The organism is Luteibacter sp. SG786, assembly GCF_011759605.1.
Lineage (GTDB): Bacteria > Pseudomonadota > Gammaproteobacteria > Xanthomonadales > Rhodanobacteraceae > Luteibacter.
Genome location: NZ_JAAOYX010000003.1, coordinates 296582 through 312166, shown reverse-complemented (window position 1 = coordinate 312166; position 15585 = coordinate 296582). Strand labels below are relative to the sequence as shown.

Annotated in this window: 20 protein-coding genes; 4 read left to right on the top strand and 16 right to left on the bottom strand. The window is 62.0% G+C overall.

Annotated elements, in window-relative coordinates; genetic code table 11:
• Positions 1–96 precede the first annotated feature (96 nt).
• Positions 97–1020 (top strand): MASE1 domain-containing protein, encoded by a 924-nt coding sequence (locus FHS47_RS17295; RefSeq protein ID WP_167031082.1) that lies wholly within the window; start codon positions 97–99, stop codon positions 1018–1020.
• Positions 1021–1058: 38 nt separating this feature from the next.
• On the opposite strand, the gene FHS47_RS17290 is transcribed toward FHS47_RS17295, so the two are convergent.
• From FHS47_RS17290 to FHS47_RS17245, 10 genes are all read right to left on the bottom strand, one after another.
• Positions 1059–1496, bottom strand: a complete 438-nt coding sequence (locus tag FHS47_RS17290; RefSeq protein ID WP_167031079.1) for a hypothetical protein — start codon at positions 1494–1496, stop codon at positions 1059–1061.
• A gap of 171 nt (positions 1497–1667) precedes the next feature.
• On the bottom strand, positions 1668–1964 hold the full coding sequence (locus tag FHS47_RS17285) for a hypothetical protein (protein ID WP_167031076.1): 297 nt from the start codon (positions 1962–1964) through the stop codon (positions 1668–1670).
• Complete coding sequence (locus tag FHS47_RS17280; RefSeq protein WP_167031073.1) at positions 1961–2287, bottom strand: hypothetical protein; 327 nt, start codon at positions 2285–2287, stop codon at positions 1961–1963. The genes FHS47_RS17285 and FHS47_RS17280 overlap by 4 nt, the downstream gene beginning before the upstream one ends.
• A gap of 11 nt (positions 2288–2298) precedes the next feature.
• A complete protein-coding gene (locus FHS47_RS17275; protein WP_167031070.1) occupies positions 2299–2691 on the bottom strand; it encodes a hypothetical protein in 393 nt (130 codons plus the stop codon).
• Positions 2688–3062, bottom strand: a complete 375-nt coding sequence (locus tag FHS47_RS17270; protein WP_167031067.1) for a hypothetical protein — start codon at positions 3060–3062, stop codon at positions 2688–2690. The genes FHS47_RS17275 and FHS47_RS17270 overlap by 4 nt, the downstream gene beginning before the upstream one ends.
• Positions 3055–3315 carry a hypothetical protein gene (locus FHS47_RS17265; RefSeq protein ID WP_167031064.1) on the bottom strand — a complete coding sequence of 87 codons (261 nt, stop codon included), beginning with the start codon at positions 3313–3315 and terminating at the stop codon, positions 3055–3057. Before FHS47_RS17265 ends, FHS47_RS17270 begins: the two co-directional genes overlap by 8 nt.
• A 107-nt stretch (positions 3316–3422) precedes the next feature.
• On the bottom strand, positions 3423–4031 hold the full coding sequence (locus FHS47_RS17260) for a DUF2589 domain-containing protein (RefSeq protein WP_167031061.1): 609 nt from the start codon (positions 4029–4031) through the stop codon (positions 3423–3425).
• 72 nt (positions 4032–4103) lie between these two features.
• Positions 4104–4637, bottom strand: coding sequence for a DUF2589 domain-containing protein (locus tag FHS47_RS17255; protein WP_167031058.1), 534 nt, complete (start codon positions 4635–4637; stop codon positions 4104–4106).
• Between the two features lie 7 nt (positions 4638–4644).
• Complete coding sequence (locus FHS47_RS17250) at positions 4645–5193, bottom strand: glycosyl hydrolase 108 family protein (RefSeq protein WP_167031055.1); 549 nt, start codon at positions 5191–5193, stop codon at positions 4645–4647.
• Positions 5194–5319: 126 nt separating this feature from the next.
• The gene (locus FHS47_RS17245) at positions 5320–6021 is read right to left on the bottom strand and encodes a response regulator transcription factor (RefSeq protein WP_167031052.1); all 702 of its coding nucleotides are present in this window, start codon (positions 6019–6021) and stop codon (positions 5320–5322) included.
• Positions 6022–6123: 102 nt separating this feature from the next.
• On the opposite strand from FHS47_RS17245, the gene FHS47_RS17240 reads away from it, so the two are divergent.
• Positions 6124–6744, top strand: coding sequence for a winged helix-turn-helix domain-containing protein (locus FHS47_RS17240; RefSeq protein ID WP_167031049.1), 621 nt, complete (start codon positions 6124–6126; stop codon positions 6742–6744).
• On the opposite strand, the gene FHS47_RS17235 is transcribed toward FHS47_RS17240, so the two are convergent.
• Entirely contained in the window at positions 6737–7954 is a 1218-nt protein-coding gene (locus FHS47_RS17235) for an acyltransferase family protein (protein ID WP_167031046.1), read from the bottom strand. The two genes, FHS47_RS17240 and FHS47_RS17235, sit on opposite strands and share 8 nt — an antisense overlap.
• Positions 7955–8113: 159 nt before the next feature.
• Between FHS47_RS17235 and FHS47_RS17230 the strand changes: the two genes are divergently transcribed.
• Both FHS47_RS17230 and FHS47_RS17225 read left to right on the top strand, forming a co-directional pair.
• The gene (locus FHS47_RS17230; RefSeq protein WP_208382108.1) at positions 8114–9019 is read left to right on the top strand and encodes a LytTR family DNA-binding domain-containing protein; all 906 of its coding nucleotides are present in this window, start codon (positions 8114–8116) and stop codon (positions 9017–9019) included.
• A 203-nt stretch (positions 9020–9222) separates the two neighbouring features.
• Entirely contained in the window at positions 9223–9777 is a 555-nt protein-coding gene (locus tag FHS47_RS17225) for a hypothetical protein (protein ID WP_167031043.1), read from the top strand.
• A 384-nt stretch (positions 9778–10161) separates the two neighbouring features.
• Here the strand turns inward: FHS47_RS17225 and FHS47_RS17220 are convergent, their stop codons facing one another.
• The 5 genes from FHS47_RS17220 to FHS47_RS17200 all read right to left on the bottom strand — a co-directional run bounded on the left by FHS47_RS17220 (position 10162) and on the right by FHS47_RS17200 (position 15559).
• Positions 10162–10365, bottom strand: coding sequence for a hypothetical protein (locus FHS47_RS17220; protein WP_167031040.1), 204 nt, complete (start codon positions 10363–10365; stop codon positions 10162–10164).
• A gap of 92 nt (positions 10366–10457) precedes the next feature.
• Positions 10458–11666 (bottom strand): XRE family transcriptional regulator, encoded by a 1209-nt coding sequence (locus FHS47_RS17215; RefSeq protein ID WP_167031037.1) that lies wholly within the window; start codon positions 11664–11666, stop codon positions 10458–10460.
• A gap of 2 nt (positions 11667–11668) precedes the next feature.
• Complete coding sequence (locus FHS47_RS17210) at positions 11669–12307, bottom strand: alpha/beta hydrolase (RefSeq protein ID WP_167031034.1); 639 nt, start codon at positions 12305–12307, stop codon at positions 11669–11671.
• Positions 12308–12641: 334 nt separating this feature from the next.
• Complete coding sequence (locus FHS47_RS17205; RefSeq protein WP_167031031.1) at positions 12642–14096, bottom strand: ATP-binding protein; 1455 nt, start codon at positions 14094–14096, stop codon at positions 12642–12644.
• Positions 14097–14170: 74 nt separating this feature from the next.
• Complete coding sequence (locus tag FHS47_RS17200) at positions 14171–15559, bottom strand: hypothetical protein (protein ID WP_167031028.1); 1389 nt, start codon at positions 15557–15559, stop codon at positions 14171–14173.
• Positions 15560–15585: the final 26 nt, after the last annotated feature.

Here is a 15585-nt window from a genome sequence, read left to right as displayed (position 1 = left end):
CGGTCAGTGGATGAAGCGCCTCGTCATCGGTTGGCCATACGTGTCAGGACGAGCGTCGGAGGGGCTTCAAACGTGGGCAGAACGAACAGGGATCCGTTGGTCTGGGGACGCTATCTCGCTGTAGCGGGCGCTTATGCCGCCGGCTATGAGTTGACGCGTTACTTTTCGTTCTCCCATTGGATGTTGCCCGCCGGTCTCAGGCTGGCCTGCCTCCTCCTCGTGCCCAGGCGCTTCTGGCCGGCGCTGGCCATAGGCGAAGCCCTTCCCATCGCTGAAATGGCCTTCCTGCATGCATCCATATTCGGCGTGGCCTGGGCGTTGGCCGCATCGATTCCACCGATCGTATTTTGCATGCCCATCGTCGCGTTCATGCGTAACCGTGCGGCGCTCGTATCAGACGATGGCCAGATCAATATGAACCTGATCGTTCTTGTCACGCTCGTGTGCGCGGCGGTCACCGCGGCCGAGAATTCGCTGGTGCTGACGACCTTGGTGATGAGCGATGGGTCGCCTGGCACCGCCGTGACGGTACCGCTCTTCCTGGTCTGGTTCCTTGGCGCCTATCTTGGCGCACTCGCACTGGTTCCCACGATCCTTGGCCTCCGGGAACGTGTGGCCGCGCAGCCACGCGGCATGTTCACGTGGCATGCCGTCAGGCGGAGCCCGTTGTTTCGCGACACCCTTTTCATCGCGGTCCCGTTGCTTGCGCTCTTGACGGCTCTCACCTCGTTCACCAGCGACGGCGCGCTGCAATGCGCCCGCATCGCCATGGGCCTGCCAGTCATCGCGATGTCGTTGCGACACGGTTGGCACGGCGGGTCCGTCAGCTCGCTGCTTGCGAGCATCGCCATCGCCTCGACGGCTTTCACGTTGAGGGATCCCGCGATGATTCAGGCGCAGACCATCCTGGCCTTTATCATCACGACATCGCTGCTGTTCGGCGTTCGAGTGGCCCGGCGGCAGGCCGCCCAGCATGTCCTCGCAACCCGGGAACTCCCCATGCACGGACGCCGCCGCTGAGGAGCCTGCCGCTCCTCAACGAGCGGTGTCCTGGCAAATTACCGGCCGGTGCACTCGGCAGGATCGCTCTTGCAGTCGGCAGGGACGGCCATGAGGCGCGCGGTGCCGTCCGGTTGCGGCGCGACGAACACCGCCACCGTTCCGTCGTCGTAGACCAGTTCGACCGCGGTGCTGACGGGAGCCGGTAACCGTTCGTCCGGCGTGGCAAGCGAGTCGTTACCGACAGGAAGGCCGGTCAACTTGTAGGGCGTGCGGGCAAAGGCACCACGCACGGCGCCGCTGGCATCATTGACCTGGATGTATCGCGTGCCGCCGCGCTCGAATACGTACACGTGGTAGCGCGGACTCGTGCTCATGTCGGCGGCATTGGGCCACGATTGACCCAGGCCGGACATGGCGGTTTGCGCGTGAGCGGCACCGATACCGAGAGCGAATGCGACAAGCGAAGCAAGCAGGGTGCGGGTTGTATTACGCATGGTAGGGTTCCTCGTGGTTGGTGAACCAGTCTGCGCTCGGACGGCGTCAGATCGTGCGACCCGACCGTTATGGCCAGACGATCGGGACAGGGCCACTTTCCCGCAGGAATCCTGCCAATACGGCGGCGGATGCCGAATACGCGTATAGATCGCCACGCAAGCCCCGCGGCGCTAACCCGGGGGGCTCGCCACCCTGCCCGGACGCAGCGACGACAACGCCCACCGGCCGAGCAGGATCGAGGACCCCAGGTTCAACATGGTCTCGGGAGGCCAGGTGATCGGATGGTCGGGATGAAACTGCTCGAACGCCGACCACAGCGCGAAGACGTTCACGAATGCACCGCACATGATCAATCCGAAGCACATGCGCACGATGCGTGTCTTCGAATGATCCGTGACCAGCCAGAGCGCGCTCAGAACAATGAGGCAGCATGCGCCAAGGTTCAAGAACAAGAGCGTGTGTATCACTTTCCCACTCCCTTTGTCAGGCGGCCCAGGAGCCGCTTCGCCACGATTTCTCCGTAGTCGGCGAGGATCTTCTGCCCGAGCACGGTGAGGTTGAGGCCGAAGCATCCGACGAGGAACGATACCGCCGCCTGTACGTCGAGATCGGTGTCTGTCATGTAACGTTTCTCTATCACTGGCGCCAGGAATACCGCGATGAGCGTCCCGCAAACCACCCTGACGACCGCCCGACCCTGTGACTTATCGGTGTACATCGCCACCGGCATGATCGCTCCGGCGACGGAGGCCAATAAGAGCCACAGGTCCGCGATGGCTGCCTTGTCCATGGACATGCTCCTCACCGATCGGTGCCACGCTCCAGCACACCCCACCACGGGACGAGATGACGGCGAAAGCTCATACGCAGCGAGTCCGTCGACGAGGGAGTCACCATCAGTTCGCCCGGATACAACCGGTCGCAGAACGCTCCGCCGTTCTGCGATACGTGGAATCGATACACCGACGTGCCGTTTTCCACATCGAGAAAATTGGCGTCGATGGTGCAGTTAACCGGCTCGCCGAAACGGAGCTGTACGGTTTCCGCATTCACGAACGCCGTAACGCGCGCACGCTTGCCGTTGTCCGATTTCATCACTCCGACCCAAGAAGACGCCTGTGCCGAGGTGGAATCGAACGCCGCGGCGAGGACGCCAGCGAACACCAGGACATACTTTGCCAAAGACATGCTCATGTTATTTCTCCTTCCTTGTTTGAACTGGTTAGTCCGGCCACAGCGGTGACGGACGTTCCGTTTTTTCCATTCACGTACACATGTGGCTCCCATGCATCGGCGCGACGGCAGACGATGCGAACACTGTGCACGACCCTGCGGTCCAGCCAGGGAAAGCGTGGCCGCCCTATCTTCAGACGCATGTCCGTTCGCTTCCGGCCTTCGTTCCAATGCGGGCTCATCCTGCATTGGAACTCGACGGCGATCTCGGCGAATGCGGCGCAATGCCGGCCTTCCCTCTGCCGTAATCCCGCCTCCGCTTTCAACGCCGTGGCGCGCACCGAATCGACCACCTCGCTCATGAGGGGTTGCTCATCGGCCTCTTTACGCATCGGCGATCCATCCGGGCTTCCGCGGAAACCCGACGTGGTAGGACAGCCACTGCAACACCACCTGGTGCTCGCCGATCTGCAGGATGGTGAAGCTTTTCTCCAGGCCGATGATCTTGCCCTTGGGCGACTCGGTGAGGCATCGGTTGAGGAGCGCCCTGGCCTGCTCGACCTGGGCCTCGGTACTCATCTGGGCCGGATCGTTGCTTCCCACCACGATGCGCTTTACGTATTTCACCTCGGTAAGGTCGAACATCTCGTCTCCATTCGTGGCCGGCCGCGGCATCCATTCCGCCACGGCCGGCTCTTTGTCACGGCATGGACCTCACGTGGCGCGGAGCCCCGCCCATGCCGGTCCATTCCTTACGGCGCGACGGGTGCCGGCGGATTGATCTGCCTCACCCGTGGCTCGCAGGCGGTCTGCAGAATGTCCATGACACGTGCGAGGCCTTCGGGCATGCCCTTGTCCTCGGCCTTCAGGTTCACCGTATAGCGCGCCGAATTGTCGGAGGTTCGCGTGTTCTCCGAGTGCGACGTGACCGACCCCGACACCTTGGCGCTCATCGAGAACGGACCGATTTTCAGACCGGTATTGACCTCGTACTCCATGGAGGAGTCTTTCGATGTCTTTTCGGCGAAGGAGGACTTCACTTCCATGTCGAAGGTGATGTCCACCGTGGATACCCCAAGGTTCGGCACCTTCACGATGGCCAGAAGCGGCACCGCCATCGAGACCTCTTCCTCGCCGGCGGTTCCGTCCGGGTTGATCACCGGGCGCTTGAAGTTGAAGTCGGCGGTACGCGTCTCAGAGCCGCCACCCTCCTTCTCCACGAAGCCGACGGTCCTGATGAAATCGGCCGTGGACTGCGCAAGCTTCACCTGTGCATCGCACGCCGCGCCGAGCGGCGCGCCGATCAGGTCGCCCATGGGCAAACCCTGGAACTGCTGGGACATGTTGACCAGTCCGGTCATGGCGTAGCTCCTTTACTTGTTACTGGATACACGGGGTGCACCACGCTCCCCGCGGTTCGGCACGACGAGGGATCACTCGTCGGTCCTGAACGTACGGAACACACCTTGCGTCTGTGCCAGATGGTTCATGAGTCTTGCCGCCCCCTCGCTGGGTTCGGCGGCCTCCACCCGGAGCACCACGTGCACGGCTCCGGATTTTCCCTTGCCCGATTTCACCGAGGTGTCCACCTGCAGCACCCTCGGCTTTCCCTCGCGCCATCGGCCCCATGGAGCCGACTTCGTTGCAGCGCTGTCCTCCTGCGCCGAATCGGGGCTTTCATCCATGAGACCACTGAGGTCCGCATCGAAACTGATTTCCACATCCTTGATGCGGAGGAAGTTCGTCGACACCAAGGGAAGTAAGGGCGCGCGATAGAGATCTTCGTGCTCTTCCGTCGCGTCCGGATGCATGGACGGCATGCGTATGACAATGCTCTTCGGTCGGTTGTCTTCGTCGAAGTACTCGCCGAGGTATGCCAGCTGACGTTTCTCAACACGTTCTTGCGCATCGATGACGGCGCCTGCCATCGCCTCGATCAAACCGGGAAGGGGTGTCTGTGTAGGCATCTATCGCTTACCTGCGGGAAACGGGCGGCTCGAACGAATCGACGCGGCGAAGCCACCCTTTTAGAAACCGCGCGAGCGGCGGCCGACGCTGAACCAGGTCGCGGTAGTAGTCGCGCCGTCCGTTCTGGAAAAGCACGTGCACATTGTTGGGATCCGCCGTGCGCAGGGCGCCGAGCGTCGCCTTGCCGATGCGCCCGTCGATACGAAGCCTCGGCTCGGCACCCAGCAGGTTCAACACACGCTGCAACAGACGGGAGGAGCTAGCCCCGGCATTCACCTGAAAGTCGCAAACGATGTTTGCAATGTGCTGCGAATGCATTTCGTCGCCGCGAATGGCATCCCAATACAGGGCCTTGTAGATCGTCGCGGCCTGCATCTCGGTGAGCTGGCGCAATGCTTCCGGGGTCGGTTCGATACCGAGAAGATCCTTCGCACACGACCTGAACGTCGCCATGGTAATGCCGCGATTCGTGGCGCCACCCGGATCGACCGGGTCGTTGACGTACCCGCCTTCGTGCTTGAACAGGATGGGTGCGAACCGATGAACATCTGCCATGGATGTCCCTCTCTTTCGTGACGCTGCGATACCTCGCCTTGGCCCACACTTTGCGAAATCCGGATCAATCCCGGTATCGGTCGCCGCCCGATTCGTACATGACCTCGCGGCGGATGCCTACATCGCCTAGTCGTCGATACGGACTAGTCCCGCGCGAATCGCGTAGCGCGTGAGATGGGCGATACTGCGCGCACCGATCTTTTCCATCACGTGTTCGCGATGGGTGCCGACCGTCTTCATGCTCAGGTTGAGGCGGCTCGCTATATCGCGCGTACCCAGGCCCTCGGCGTAGAGCCTCGCCACCTCACGTTCGCGTGCGGTCAGCGCGGGGACATCGGCCGCGGAGGTATCGTGGCGCCCCCTGAATCCTTCGACGAGCACGTGTGCGATGTCTGGACTCACGTAACATCCGCTTCGGAACACCCGATCGATGGCTTCCAACAGCGCAGCGAAGCCGCTGCGCTTCGCGACGTATCCGTGGACACCGGCATCGAACGCCTCTCGCACCGATCGTGCATCGTCGCGCGAGGAAAGGCACAACAAGCGCGTTCGCGGTTTCTGTGCCCCTATCCGTCGCACCGCTTCCGCGCCGTTCAGCCCGCTCATGGCGTTGTCGAAGATGAGGAGATCGGGTTCCTCGCGCAACACGAGCCGCACGCACTCGCGGCCATCGCCGGTGCTTCCGGTAACGCGAATCGTTTCCTTCGTATGCAGCAGGGCCGCGAGGCCTTCCCTCGCGATGGCGTGCTCGTCGCCGATCGCCACCCTCAGCAGGCCACCCGGACCGGATCCCGCCGGCAGCGACGGCGATGGAATGTTGGTGGACATATGGCTCCCGGACTTCTTATCTGGCATATAGGCACTCCCTTGTGAGGGAGCCAAGCCTCGTCGAGAAGACGTGCGATTGTCCTTTCGGAAACCTTACGGTCCATGTTTTTTTTGAGAAGCCAGGAGAATGGCGCCACTGTCGAGGGTGGCGTCGCGATGGAGCAACGCAGGATGTTCACCCCCGCTTTCATGCTCGGCCATTGGTTCGTCTACCCGCGGCACGGGTTCATCGAGAACGAAGAGAAGCGCGTCTTTCTCGAGCCAAAACTTCTCGATGTATTGGTTCTCCTCGTCGAAAACGCCGATGACGTGGTGAGCATAGATCTGCTGCTGGAGCGGTGCTGGCCGCGCGGCATCTATGGCGACAACCCGGTTCACAAGGCGATCGCCATGCTTCGCAAGGCCCTCGGCGACGACGCGAAGTCGCCTCGCTACATCGCCACCGTGCGCAAGCGCGGCTATCGCCTCGTGGCCGCTGTTGCGCTCGAGGCGACCTCGCACGACGAGCCGCCGAAGTTGCAGCAACGCCCCTTCCCTGCCGCCCTGTCGACGATGCTCGATCGCCAAGCGACGGGCGCGTCCGGACACGCATCGATCGCGCTGGAAATGAGCGCCGATTGCGAACGTTCTCATCGCGCACAGCAGGAGCGTCAGCCCAGGAGCCCTTGGGGACGACAACCAATGAGATTCCTCTACAGGTCGTTCAGCGGCTCTTTCAGGTAGCGGGTACCCTTGCTGCATCGTCTCCTGTCTCGATCTTCCGTATCGCTTTCAACCCGAACAACGGCCGGAGAAACCCGACGCGCCGGATCACGAACTCGTGCAGTACGTAGCACCCGGCGATCGTCCCGCCCAGCACCAGCGCAGGCTCCAGCCAGGGGCCAAGCGCCATCGGCTTCAGCCAGAACACCAGCAGAATGATCAGGCTCTGATGCAGCATGTACCAGGGGTACACCGCTTCCGTGCAATACGGCAGCCACGAGAACGGACGGTCGAGGATCACCTTGCCCCAGCCGAGGATCGCCAGCAGCGCGGTCCAGAGGTACAGCGATTGGGCGGCCTGCGAAAGCACGGTCCAGAATGGTTCCGGCACGCGATACACCCACGAGTCGCTGGCGACCAGCTGGCCGGTGAGCCGAAGCCCGAGGTAGAGCGCGATCGATGCGAGCGCGATGCCGAGGGTGCCCTTGCGCAATGCCGCGACGCGTGACCAGAACCCGGCCTCGCGGGCCAGCAGGTAGCCACCGAGGAAGATCGAGGCGTACTTCGCATGCTGGTACCAGTCACCGGCGTAGGCATTGGTACCAGGGAATATCGGCGCGAGGTACAGGATGTAGAAGAGAAGCAGTGCCGTCGGCGCCCCGACCAGCAGCCAGGCCGGTGCCCGGCAGAAAGCGGCGACTGCGGCATGGACGCGGCCATGGCCCAGGAGCGGCATCAGCGCGACGAGGCCAAGGGTGTAGGTCCACAGGTAGGGCAGGTACCAGAGGTGGTTCCAGGTGATCCCGAACTGCCAACCGGTGAAGCTGTCCTTCGGCCATGGGTGCACGTGCCAGTAGCTCAGCAGGAAATGGAGGAAACCGGGGGTGAGGTGGCCGCTCGCGACGCCCTCGCAGTACGGCTGGATAGGTACCACGACGAACATGCCGACGATGAGCGGCAGCATCAGCCGCCAGGTCCGCTCCCGCGCGAAGCGGAGCAGGCGGCCCTCGGGGGCCGCCAGGGCGATCGCCGCACCCGAGATCAGGAACAGCAAGCACATCCGCCAGCGGTTCACGAAGATCATCGGCCACTGCAGCCAGTCGGCGGTGTAGGCACTTTTGATATGGAAGTCCCAGTCCCTGACGTAGGCCATGGCCGTGTGATAGAGGATGAGGAGGGCGAAAGCGAACACGCGGAGCGCGTCGATGTCGTGGCGGCGGGTGCGGATCATGGCGAGGCGTCCTTGTTTTGAACCTGAGCCAGAATCGGCGTCGGACAAGGCCTGGGGCCAGCGCGAGGGGGCGGTTGGGTGGGTTTTGGGGACGAATGGAGGGCGGGATGGGATGAACCCACGAGGATCGCCACCCACGACGACGCTATGATCCCGGGCATGGATCCCTCGCCCATACCCCCCGGCCGCGAACTCGACCGGGCCCACCGTCGCCGCCGCATCCTGATGATCGCCTTCTGGGTGTTCACCTTCGTCGTCGCGGCCACCGGCAATACGCTGACCACCCGGATCGACGTGCAGCGCAACGGCCTCGTCTACCCCACGTGGCAGATCGCGACCAACGAATTCACCAGCATCTTCATCTCCCTGCTGATGCTACCGTTCCTCCTCCGCGCCTGTGATCGCTGGCCGCTCCATGCCGACACCTGGCGCCGGCGCCTGCCGCTCTATGTCCTTGGCAGCGTGGCCTGGTCCGCCGTCCACATCGTCGGCATGGACCTGCTTCGCTGGTTCTTCTACGGCGTGCGGGGTTCGCATTACGAGCCGGGGTCGTGGGTCGTGCAGGCGATCTACGAGTACCTGAAAGACGTACGGACTTTCTTCCTCATCGTCGCCGTCTGCCACATGGTCGAGTGGTTCGGCCGACGCACCCGGGGTGAAGCGAGCCTCCTCGATGCGCCCGATGAAGGCCCGGCGATCGAGTCGGTGGAGCGTCCGGAGCGATTCCTCGTCCGCAAGCTCGGCCGCGATTTCCTCGTTGCGACGGCGGACATCGAGTGGGCCCAATCGGCGGGCAACTACGTGAACCTTCGGGTGCGGGGTCGCGATTATCCGCTGCGCAGCACGCTGGCGGCACTGGAGACCAAGCTCGATCCCGCGGTGTTCGTGCGCGCCCACCGCAGCTATCTGGTGCAGATCGGCCAGGTCACGTCGATCGAGCCGCTCGATGCGGGCGATGCACGCCTGCACATGGCAGACGGTACCGTCCTGCCGTGCAGCCGTCGTTACAGGGAAAGCCTTCGCGCGGCCGCGGCGGGTGTCGAACCTGCGCTGGCCCGGGCCTGACGGATCGGGCCGGGAGCCGACTTGCGCTTTCATGGGATCTCCGGGCACGGTTGGAGCCCCACCGGATTGCGCCGCCATTCCGCGCCTGCCCATAACACCGCTGTCTAGACCATCTGGCCTACGCGACCGCGGGAGAATCGTCTACCCTGTAAGCGAAACGGTACAATTCAACGCTTTGCAGCAGGGCCGGGGGACATGTAGCGGTGAAGTGGGATGACAATAAGAAGCTCACGGTGGGAGCCAGTGCCATCTTGTTATGCGTGACGCTGTTCGAGATCGTTCTGGATTTGTCCCGCGCGCGAACCCGCCAGGCAGAGACAGCGCTGGTTCCACCCATCGTGCAGCCGGCCGAACATCCGACGAGTCTTGTATCGCAGGCCTTGAGGGCCCGCATGGTCGCCATGAAGTTCACCGGCTTCTACATCGCCAACACCGAAGAATACCCTACCATCTGCCGCGACGAGGGGGTGGACATAAGCGAGTACGCCGCCCTGTTCCGCAAGGAGCACGAGAGACTGTATCGCAAGGCTTCCGTCGCGTTCCAGGCCGATGGCCTGGAACGCGACGAATTCGCCAAGTTGGAACGCAGCAAACAAATGAAGTCCCGGGCCCTCGCTCGGGAATCCCTCAGGACCTTCGCGAGCGACACCAAGGATGCGTCCGTGAAGGATGGATGCCTCGCCATTGCAGCGCACCCGCAACGCGTCGCCGAGAAGGAGTTGTTCTCCAGCACCATCCTCGATTCCGTGGACCGATGACGGCCGTTTCCTCTCCCTGAGCGCAATATCCACTCACCCCCGGCACGGACCGGTGGGCCGACCAGAGGATGAAGGTCGACCGGAACGATGAACCGGAAGGAGAGTCCGGAGGACCGGTAATAACGTGGTGTGGGAGCCGCATGAATCATCCAAAGTTGATCCAAGCTTTGATCCAAGCTTTGATCCAACCTGAGCCCCTGAAAAGACAAAAGGCCCCGATTTTCTCGGAGGCTTTTGTGGTTTTGGCTGGGAGACTAGGATTCGATCGATGTAACACCCTAGCCCACCACCGAAGCCCCTGGTGCGGTTAGACATCTCGGAGGACGTGTCCTCGATAGTTGTCCAAGTTCGCGAAGGCTATCAGGTCGACTTCCAGGTGTGGATCTATTTCTGGCGGTTGTAGGGGGACTGGTTGGTTGGCTTCAACGAAATCCCTTCGCTGCTAGCCTTGCCGGCCACTGCTGCCGGCGTCCGTCCCAGTTTCAGGGCAGCAACCCGGGTCGGCGTGTTCTGGGCGGCCAGGGTCTTGAGTTCTTTGACGTTGGCAGGCGTCCACGGCTTGCCTGAGTTCGGAGGTGTCTTCGCCACGCTGCTTCTCCCACATAGGGCATGGATTCATGGCACCGCGCCAAAGACCCGCCCAAGTCTGATTCATCACTAAAGGCTATTCGGCCTGAATGTCAGTCCCCACCCCGGCGCCGACGTGGATCAAAAGCGACCACGACGCCAGAACTCGACGGAGGCTCGATCGAAGCCGGGGCTATCCGGCGGACCGGCATCTGCAGCACCTCCGCTGGGCCTTTCAAGTAGTTCTCGGGTAGCCCGGTCAGCATCTCCACATCCTGCTCGGACAAGCCGAAATGGCGGGCCACGCCTTCTGTGGTCATCACGCCCTCGGCCAGCAGCAGTTCGATGGTCCGACGCAGCAGCCGCGGCTGCTCTGGCGCCCAGCCGGCGTCACCTGGCTCGGATTTGACACCCCAACGGGCCGACCGACGTTTGAACAGGGCGACCTTATCCCCTTCCGAGATCAACTTGAGGGCTTCCAGCCGCATGACGATCGCTCCAACGGAGACACCCCAACGCTGCTTGTGGAGCAGGAGGCTATCCAGGGTGACCGGAAGCCGGACCTCCGCTGCGAAACTTTCCGCCGGCAACAGAAACGCGCCAGCGAACCGGTGGGCCTGCCGCTCCATCTCGTTGTAGCGCAGGCGATCGGTGGCCTTGGGAATAGACCGGTGGAGCACCAGGTGGCCCAGTTCGTGAGCGGCATCAAACCGGCTTCGGAACCCGTTCGACTTGTCTGAGGCCAAATGAACCAGCGGCCGGCCAAGCACGGAACTCCACGCAGATAGCCCCTCGATCTGGCCTACCCCGGTCTCCTCGCGGATGACGATCGCGCCAGCATTCTCCAGGGCCAGCACCACGTCCTGAACCGGACCGGTGCCCAGTCCCCACATCTCTCGGCATTCCTGGGCGACCGCTTCGATATCGGCTGACGTGATCTGGTCGGGGTCGGTGAACGAAGGAACTGGGAAGGACAGTGCCGGGAAATCGACGTAGTCCTGGAGGCTGGCAGCAATGTCTTGAACCCAAGCCATGCGGGCCCCGAGCATTTCCCGCGCCGCTTGGTGCGCTGAGGCATTGCTGCGGAACAGCGGCGCGCTAGTCGGATCCAGCGTGGGCCGAGTGAACCATTCGGGGGCCACATTGACCACGGAGGCCAGGCGATCCAACTTATCCGGCTCCGGCGCCTGGGCGCCCGAGCGCCACTTGCTGATGGTGGAGGGGGAGACGCCGACCATGGCGGCCAGCGTGACCTGAGAAAGACGACGGACCGCGAGCACTTCGAGCAGGCGGTCCGTCTGGAAACTGATTCGTTTAGACATAGTCACGACCCTGGAGGGGTGGCTTCGTTCTCTTTATTGATCTTGAGTGTCGGACGGGCCTTATCTTCCTGGACCGTCTTCTTGGTATACCGACGCACGAAGAGTTCGACAGGCTCTCGGAAGAGCCAGCCCCGCATCTCCTTGTCGGGCACTGCGATCTCGATGGAGATGGGGCGCTCACCGTCTCGGACGTGCGGGCTAAAGACCGCAGCGAAGAAAACCGTGATGGTGGCCGGTTCCACATACGGTTGGGGATCGAGGAGGTCTTGGATCACCAACGGCTCAATGGCTTTGTTGGCCTGTGCCAGCACCAATCGCTGCTTGCTCCGACGCGCGTTGTTCCAAGGGCCCTGATGAGTGTTGAAGCGAGCCAACTGGATCATCCCGACCCGCCCCACAACCAGGCGATTCCCTCGAACCTGCGTCGGGGCCCCGCCGTTTCCCTCAAGGGCGGCGTAGAACCCTTCATTCATACAGAAATGCCGCATCGTCCCAACCACATGAGGCAAATGCCCGTCCGAGGCGTCGATCGCCTTCTGATAAGCCCTGGCAGCGCCTGCCTCCAGCAACTCGTCTATCGTCAGGATCAGTTCCCGGGGAAGGGTGTCGGCAATCAGGGTCGCGATCGTTTCTGAGGACATTAGCCTAGGAAGAAGTTGCGTCGATACGGATTTGACCACCGAAATATTGCGACTGTCAATGCATATACCGTCCAGCCGTGCGTAACCCCCATCTCCGCGACGCTGCTCTGGATCTCGTCCGAACGGCGACGGATGCCAGCGGACGGCGGTGGACGCCCTGGGACTCAAAACTTGGTCAAGACCAGATTTGCCCAGCGTTACCGATAACAATCTGATTTGATTAGGGTTACCTAATCCGGCCCGGGCGGAGAAAGTTCCGGCCCGGGCCAGCAATCAAAACCCCATCAAAAAGTGTCCAACTTTTGGACATTCCCAAACGGAGACTCACCAAAGACTAGGCCCAGAATGGGACATAGCCGGCCCTGGGGTGGGCAGGGTCAGCGGACCGGATCAGTCCTTGCTTCAGGGCCTGCTTGATGACACCCGAAGTCTGAGCCGCATTTTGGGGGTCGATGCCCAGCCGCTCGCTAAGCGTGGCGTTCTTCATTCGCTGGCCACTCAGGTATTTCAGCGCGGCGTGCTGGTAGCAAGCCCGGACCCGCTCCTCAGCGGTCAGGTCGGCAAACTTACGGGGGGCGAAGAGCACGGCGCGCACAGCCTCCCCAGCCACCCGGAAATCCGGGGCCGGCAACTGATGGAGTTCTACCGCGACCAGGACCTTGTCGATACCGCTTCCCTGTTCCTCACATAGCCGCATCCTTCGCATGAGGGCGGCCAGAGCCTCATTTCTAGACCGCGGCGGGTAGTCCAGGAAGCGGTCGGGCTGGACCAACGGTTGGCCTGGATTCGTAATCTCGATCCGATCGCTGAACATCTCCACCAGGGGTGCGGTGCCGGTGATGGTCATGTCCTGGTGGATCAGGGCATTGGCAATCAGTTCGCGGATGGCAATCGAGGGAAAGAGGGGGCGCTCTTCGCGGAAGGCCTTGCCGATGTATTCGTTCCGAGGCATCAGGCCATCGATGTAATCCACCAACCCGGTGAAGCCCACCGCATAGCCCCGCTTGACGTCTTGGCGATGAGTCACTGGCGACGCTCGACCGGTGCCGTCATAGGCCACGAAACGGACCGCCTTGCGTGCGATGGAGGCAGGGAAGTCGGACAGTTGCTTGGCGAAGAGGACGGCGCCCAGATTGGTGATATCCCACCTGCCCCCCACGTCCTTCTGGATCAGGCGATCGGCCTCAAGCCGGTCAAAAATCCCCTTGCGGTTGTCCGGCAGGCGCTGACTCGTCAACTCAAAATAGGCCGCATAGTCCAACTTCGACAAGACCTCATCCGCCTCCAAAAAAGGCAAGGCAACATTGGCCTCCCAGGCGAATGTCTGGAGTTTCGCCCAGAGCGCGCGCTGACGGTCCGGGTAGTCGGACAACTTCGGCGTGGCACTGCCGATCCGGATATAGGCCACCCGGTCAAACTCCACCGGATTAACCACAGCGGCCGGGATTTCCAAAAGCACAATGCGCACGCCGCGGAAGGTCAGAGGCACGAACTTCACAGCGATGTCTGGGCGCAGCCGCTTGGCCAGCCAGAACTCCAGAGGCTCGCCCTGCTCCTTGGTCGAAGACGGATCGAAGGTGGTGCCAACCGGGTGGTGGTCGTCGTCCCTGATACCCCAAACCAGATACGCAAACGCCTTGTCGCAAAGCCGGGCAGCATTCGCCATGGCTGAAATCCGCTTACCGATCATCTGGCCGTCGGCGTAGTTCTCTTTGAACTCGACCCACTCAGTCTCTGCGGGCAGTTCCAACAGTTCTTGAACCAGCACCAGGGTCCGATCGTCGCTCATGGGGGTCCGTCCAAGTCGGCTAACGGATGATTATGGATCGCACTCGATCCGCTCCGCCACTCGCAGGCATACCGTCAGACGATGAGGCGCGGACGGCCAAATGTTTCGAACGTTGGTAAAGGATCAGAGGCCTTTTGGATCTGCGTCCGCGAGGTCAGCACATTGGACGGGTAGTGCCTATAGCAAACCATGTCATCCTCGGATGCCACCCAGTGGGTTGCTTCTGGGAGCAGCGACCGGGGCAACGGGTATTGGGCAAACGGGTTGTGGAACACTTCCAACTCAGCAGACCATGGCTCATAGCCTATTGGCCACATTGCCCGATAAGCCTCACTGGAAACATCCAGACAGAACGGGATGCCGTCGACGTGCTGTCCCGATGGGTCCTCAAGAAACCCACGCCGGATATACCGGAGATTGCTTGGGAGTGCTCCGCCGGAAATCGGCACACGGTTGAACTTCCCGAGCGTTGCCGCATTGCTGAAGATGATGGCAGACACGTCCTCCGCCCCTGGGGCGCAGAAGAGGCCGAGACGTGACCCTGATGTCCTCGCAGTGGCGGACGCTCGCCGCTGGACCGTCCAGTGGCCATCCTTGAACTGAACCGGTTCGCCCGTGGCGTATAGATAAGCCATCAACGCCGGCCTGCTCCACACCATAGAGGCCCCGGCTTGGAAGTCGGCTATAGCGATCGCAAAGGGATGACCCGCAACGTGCGGTAAAAGGTCGTAGCGCCGATCGCGTTTGGTTCGGATGGTCTTGCTGAAGCGCTCGGTCGCCACGTTGTCGATCCAGTCGGTGCCGGTTGGCGCCACGGTGATCGGTGCGTTGACATGCTCGTAAGGCGCCGGAGGGTTGGCCGTGACGGCTTCGATCCACGCCTGTTCTCCCTTCCGATTTGAGATATGGAAGTCAGGCGATAGTCGCGGCTGGCATGTGAGTAGCCCCTGCTCTCGGAAACAGGTGAGCAGGAGGGCCTCCCAAATGCGAGTATGAAAGTTGGCCGTCTGACAGTCGCTAGCCCAGTTCGCATCAGGATTGGGCAACGCCAGATAGGCTTGGTTGAGCATCCAGGCAGCGATGTGATGCGTGGAATGGCGCAGCATGTTGAAAATGCGCGACGGAGTCCTGTCCCCAACGTCGTATAGGAAGGGGCGCTTAGCAGTCCCGGGAGGGATGGCCTCTTTAGCACTTCCTTCAGCCATCGCATTTTCCATTGCCCCGATGGCTGCCTGCTTCTCTCCCAGGTGCTCGTCATCGAGCACAGAAACCCAGACATCGTCCCTACGCCGTCGAAGCACCCTCGCCCCGTGGACACCAGAGTGGACGTTCTTGGTCAGCACGCCCAAGCCACATTCATCGTTTGTGAGCCATGCGCCGACAGGCGGTTGATCACCGAAACCGAGGCCGCGCGGAAACGCCAGCGCATACACATCGAACTGCGACGCTGAAAGTTCGATCACAATCGCTCTCCCTTAGCCTTCGGGTC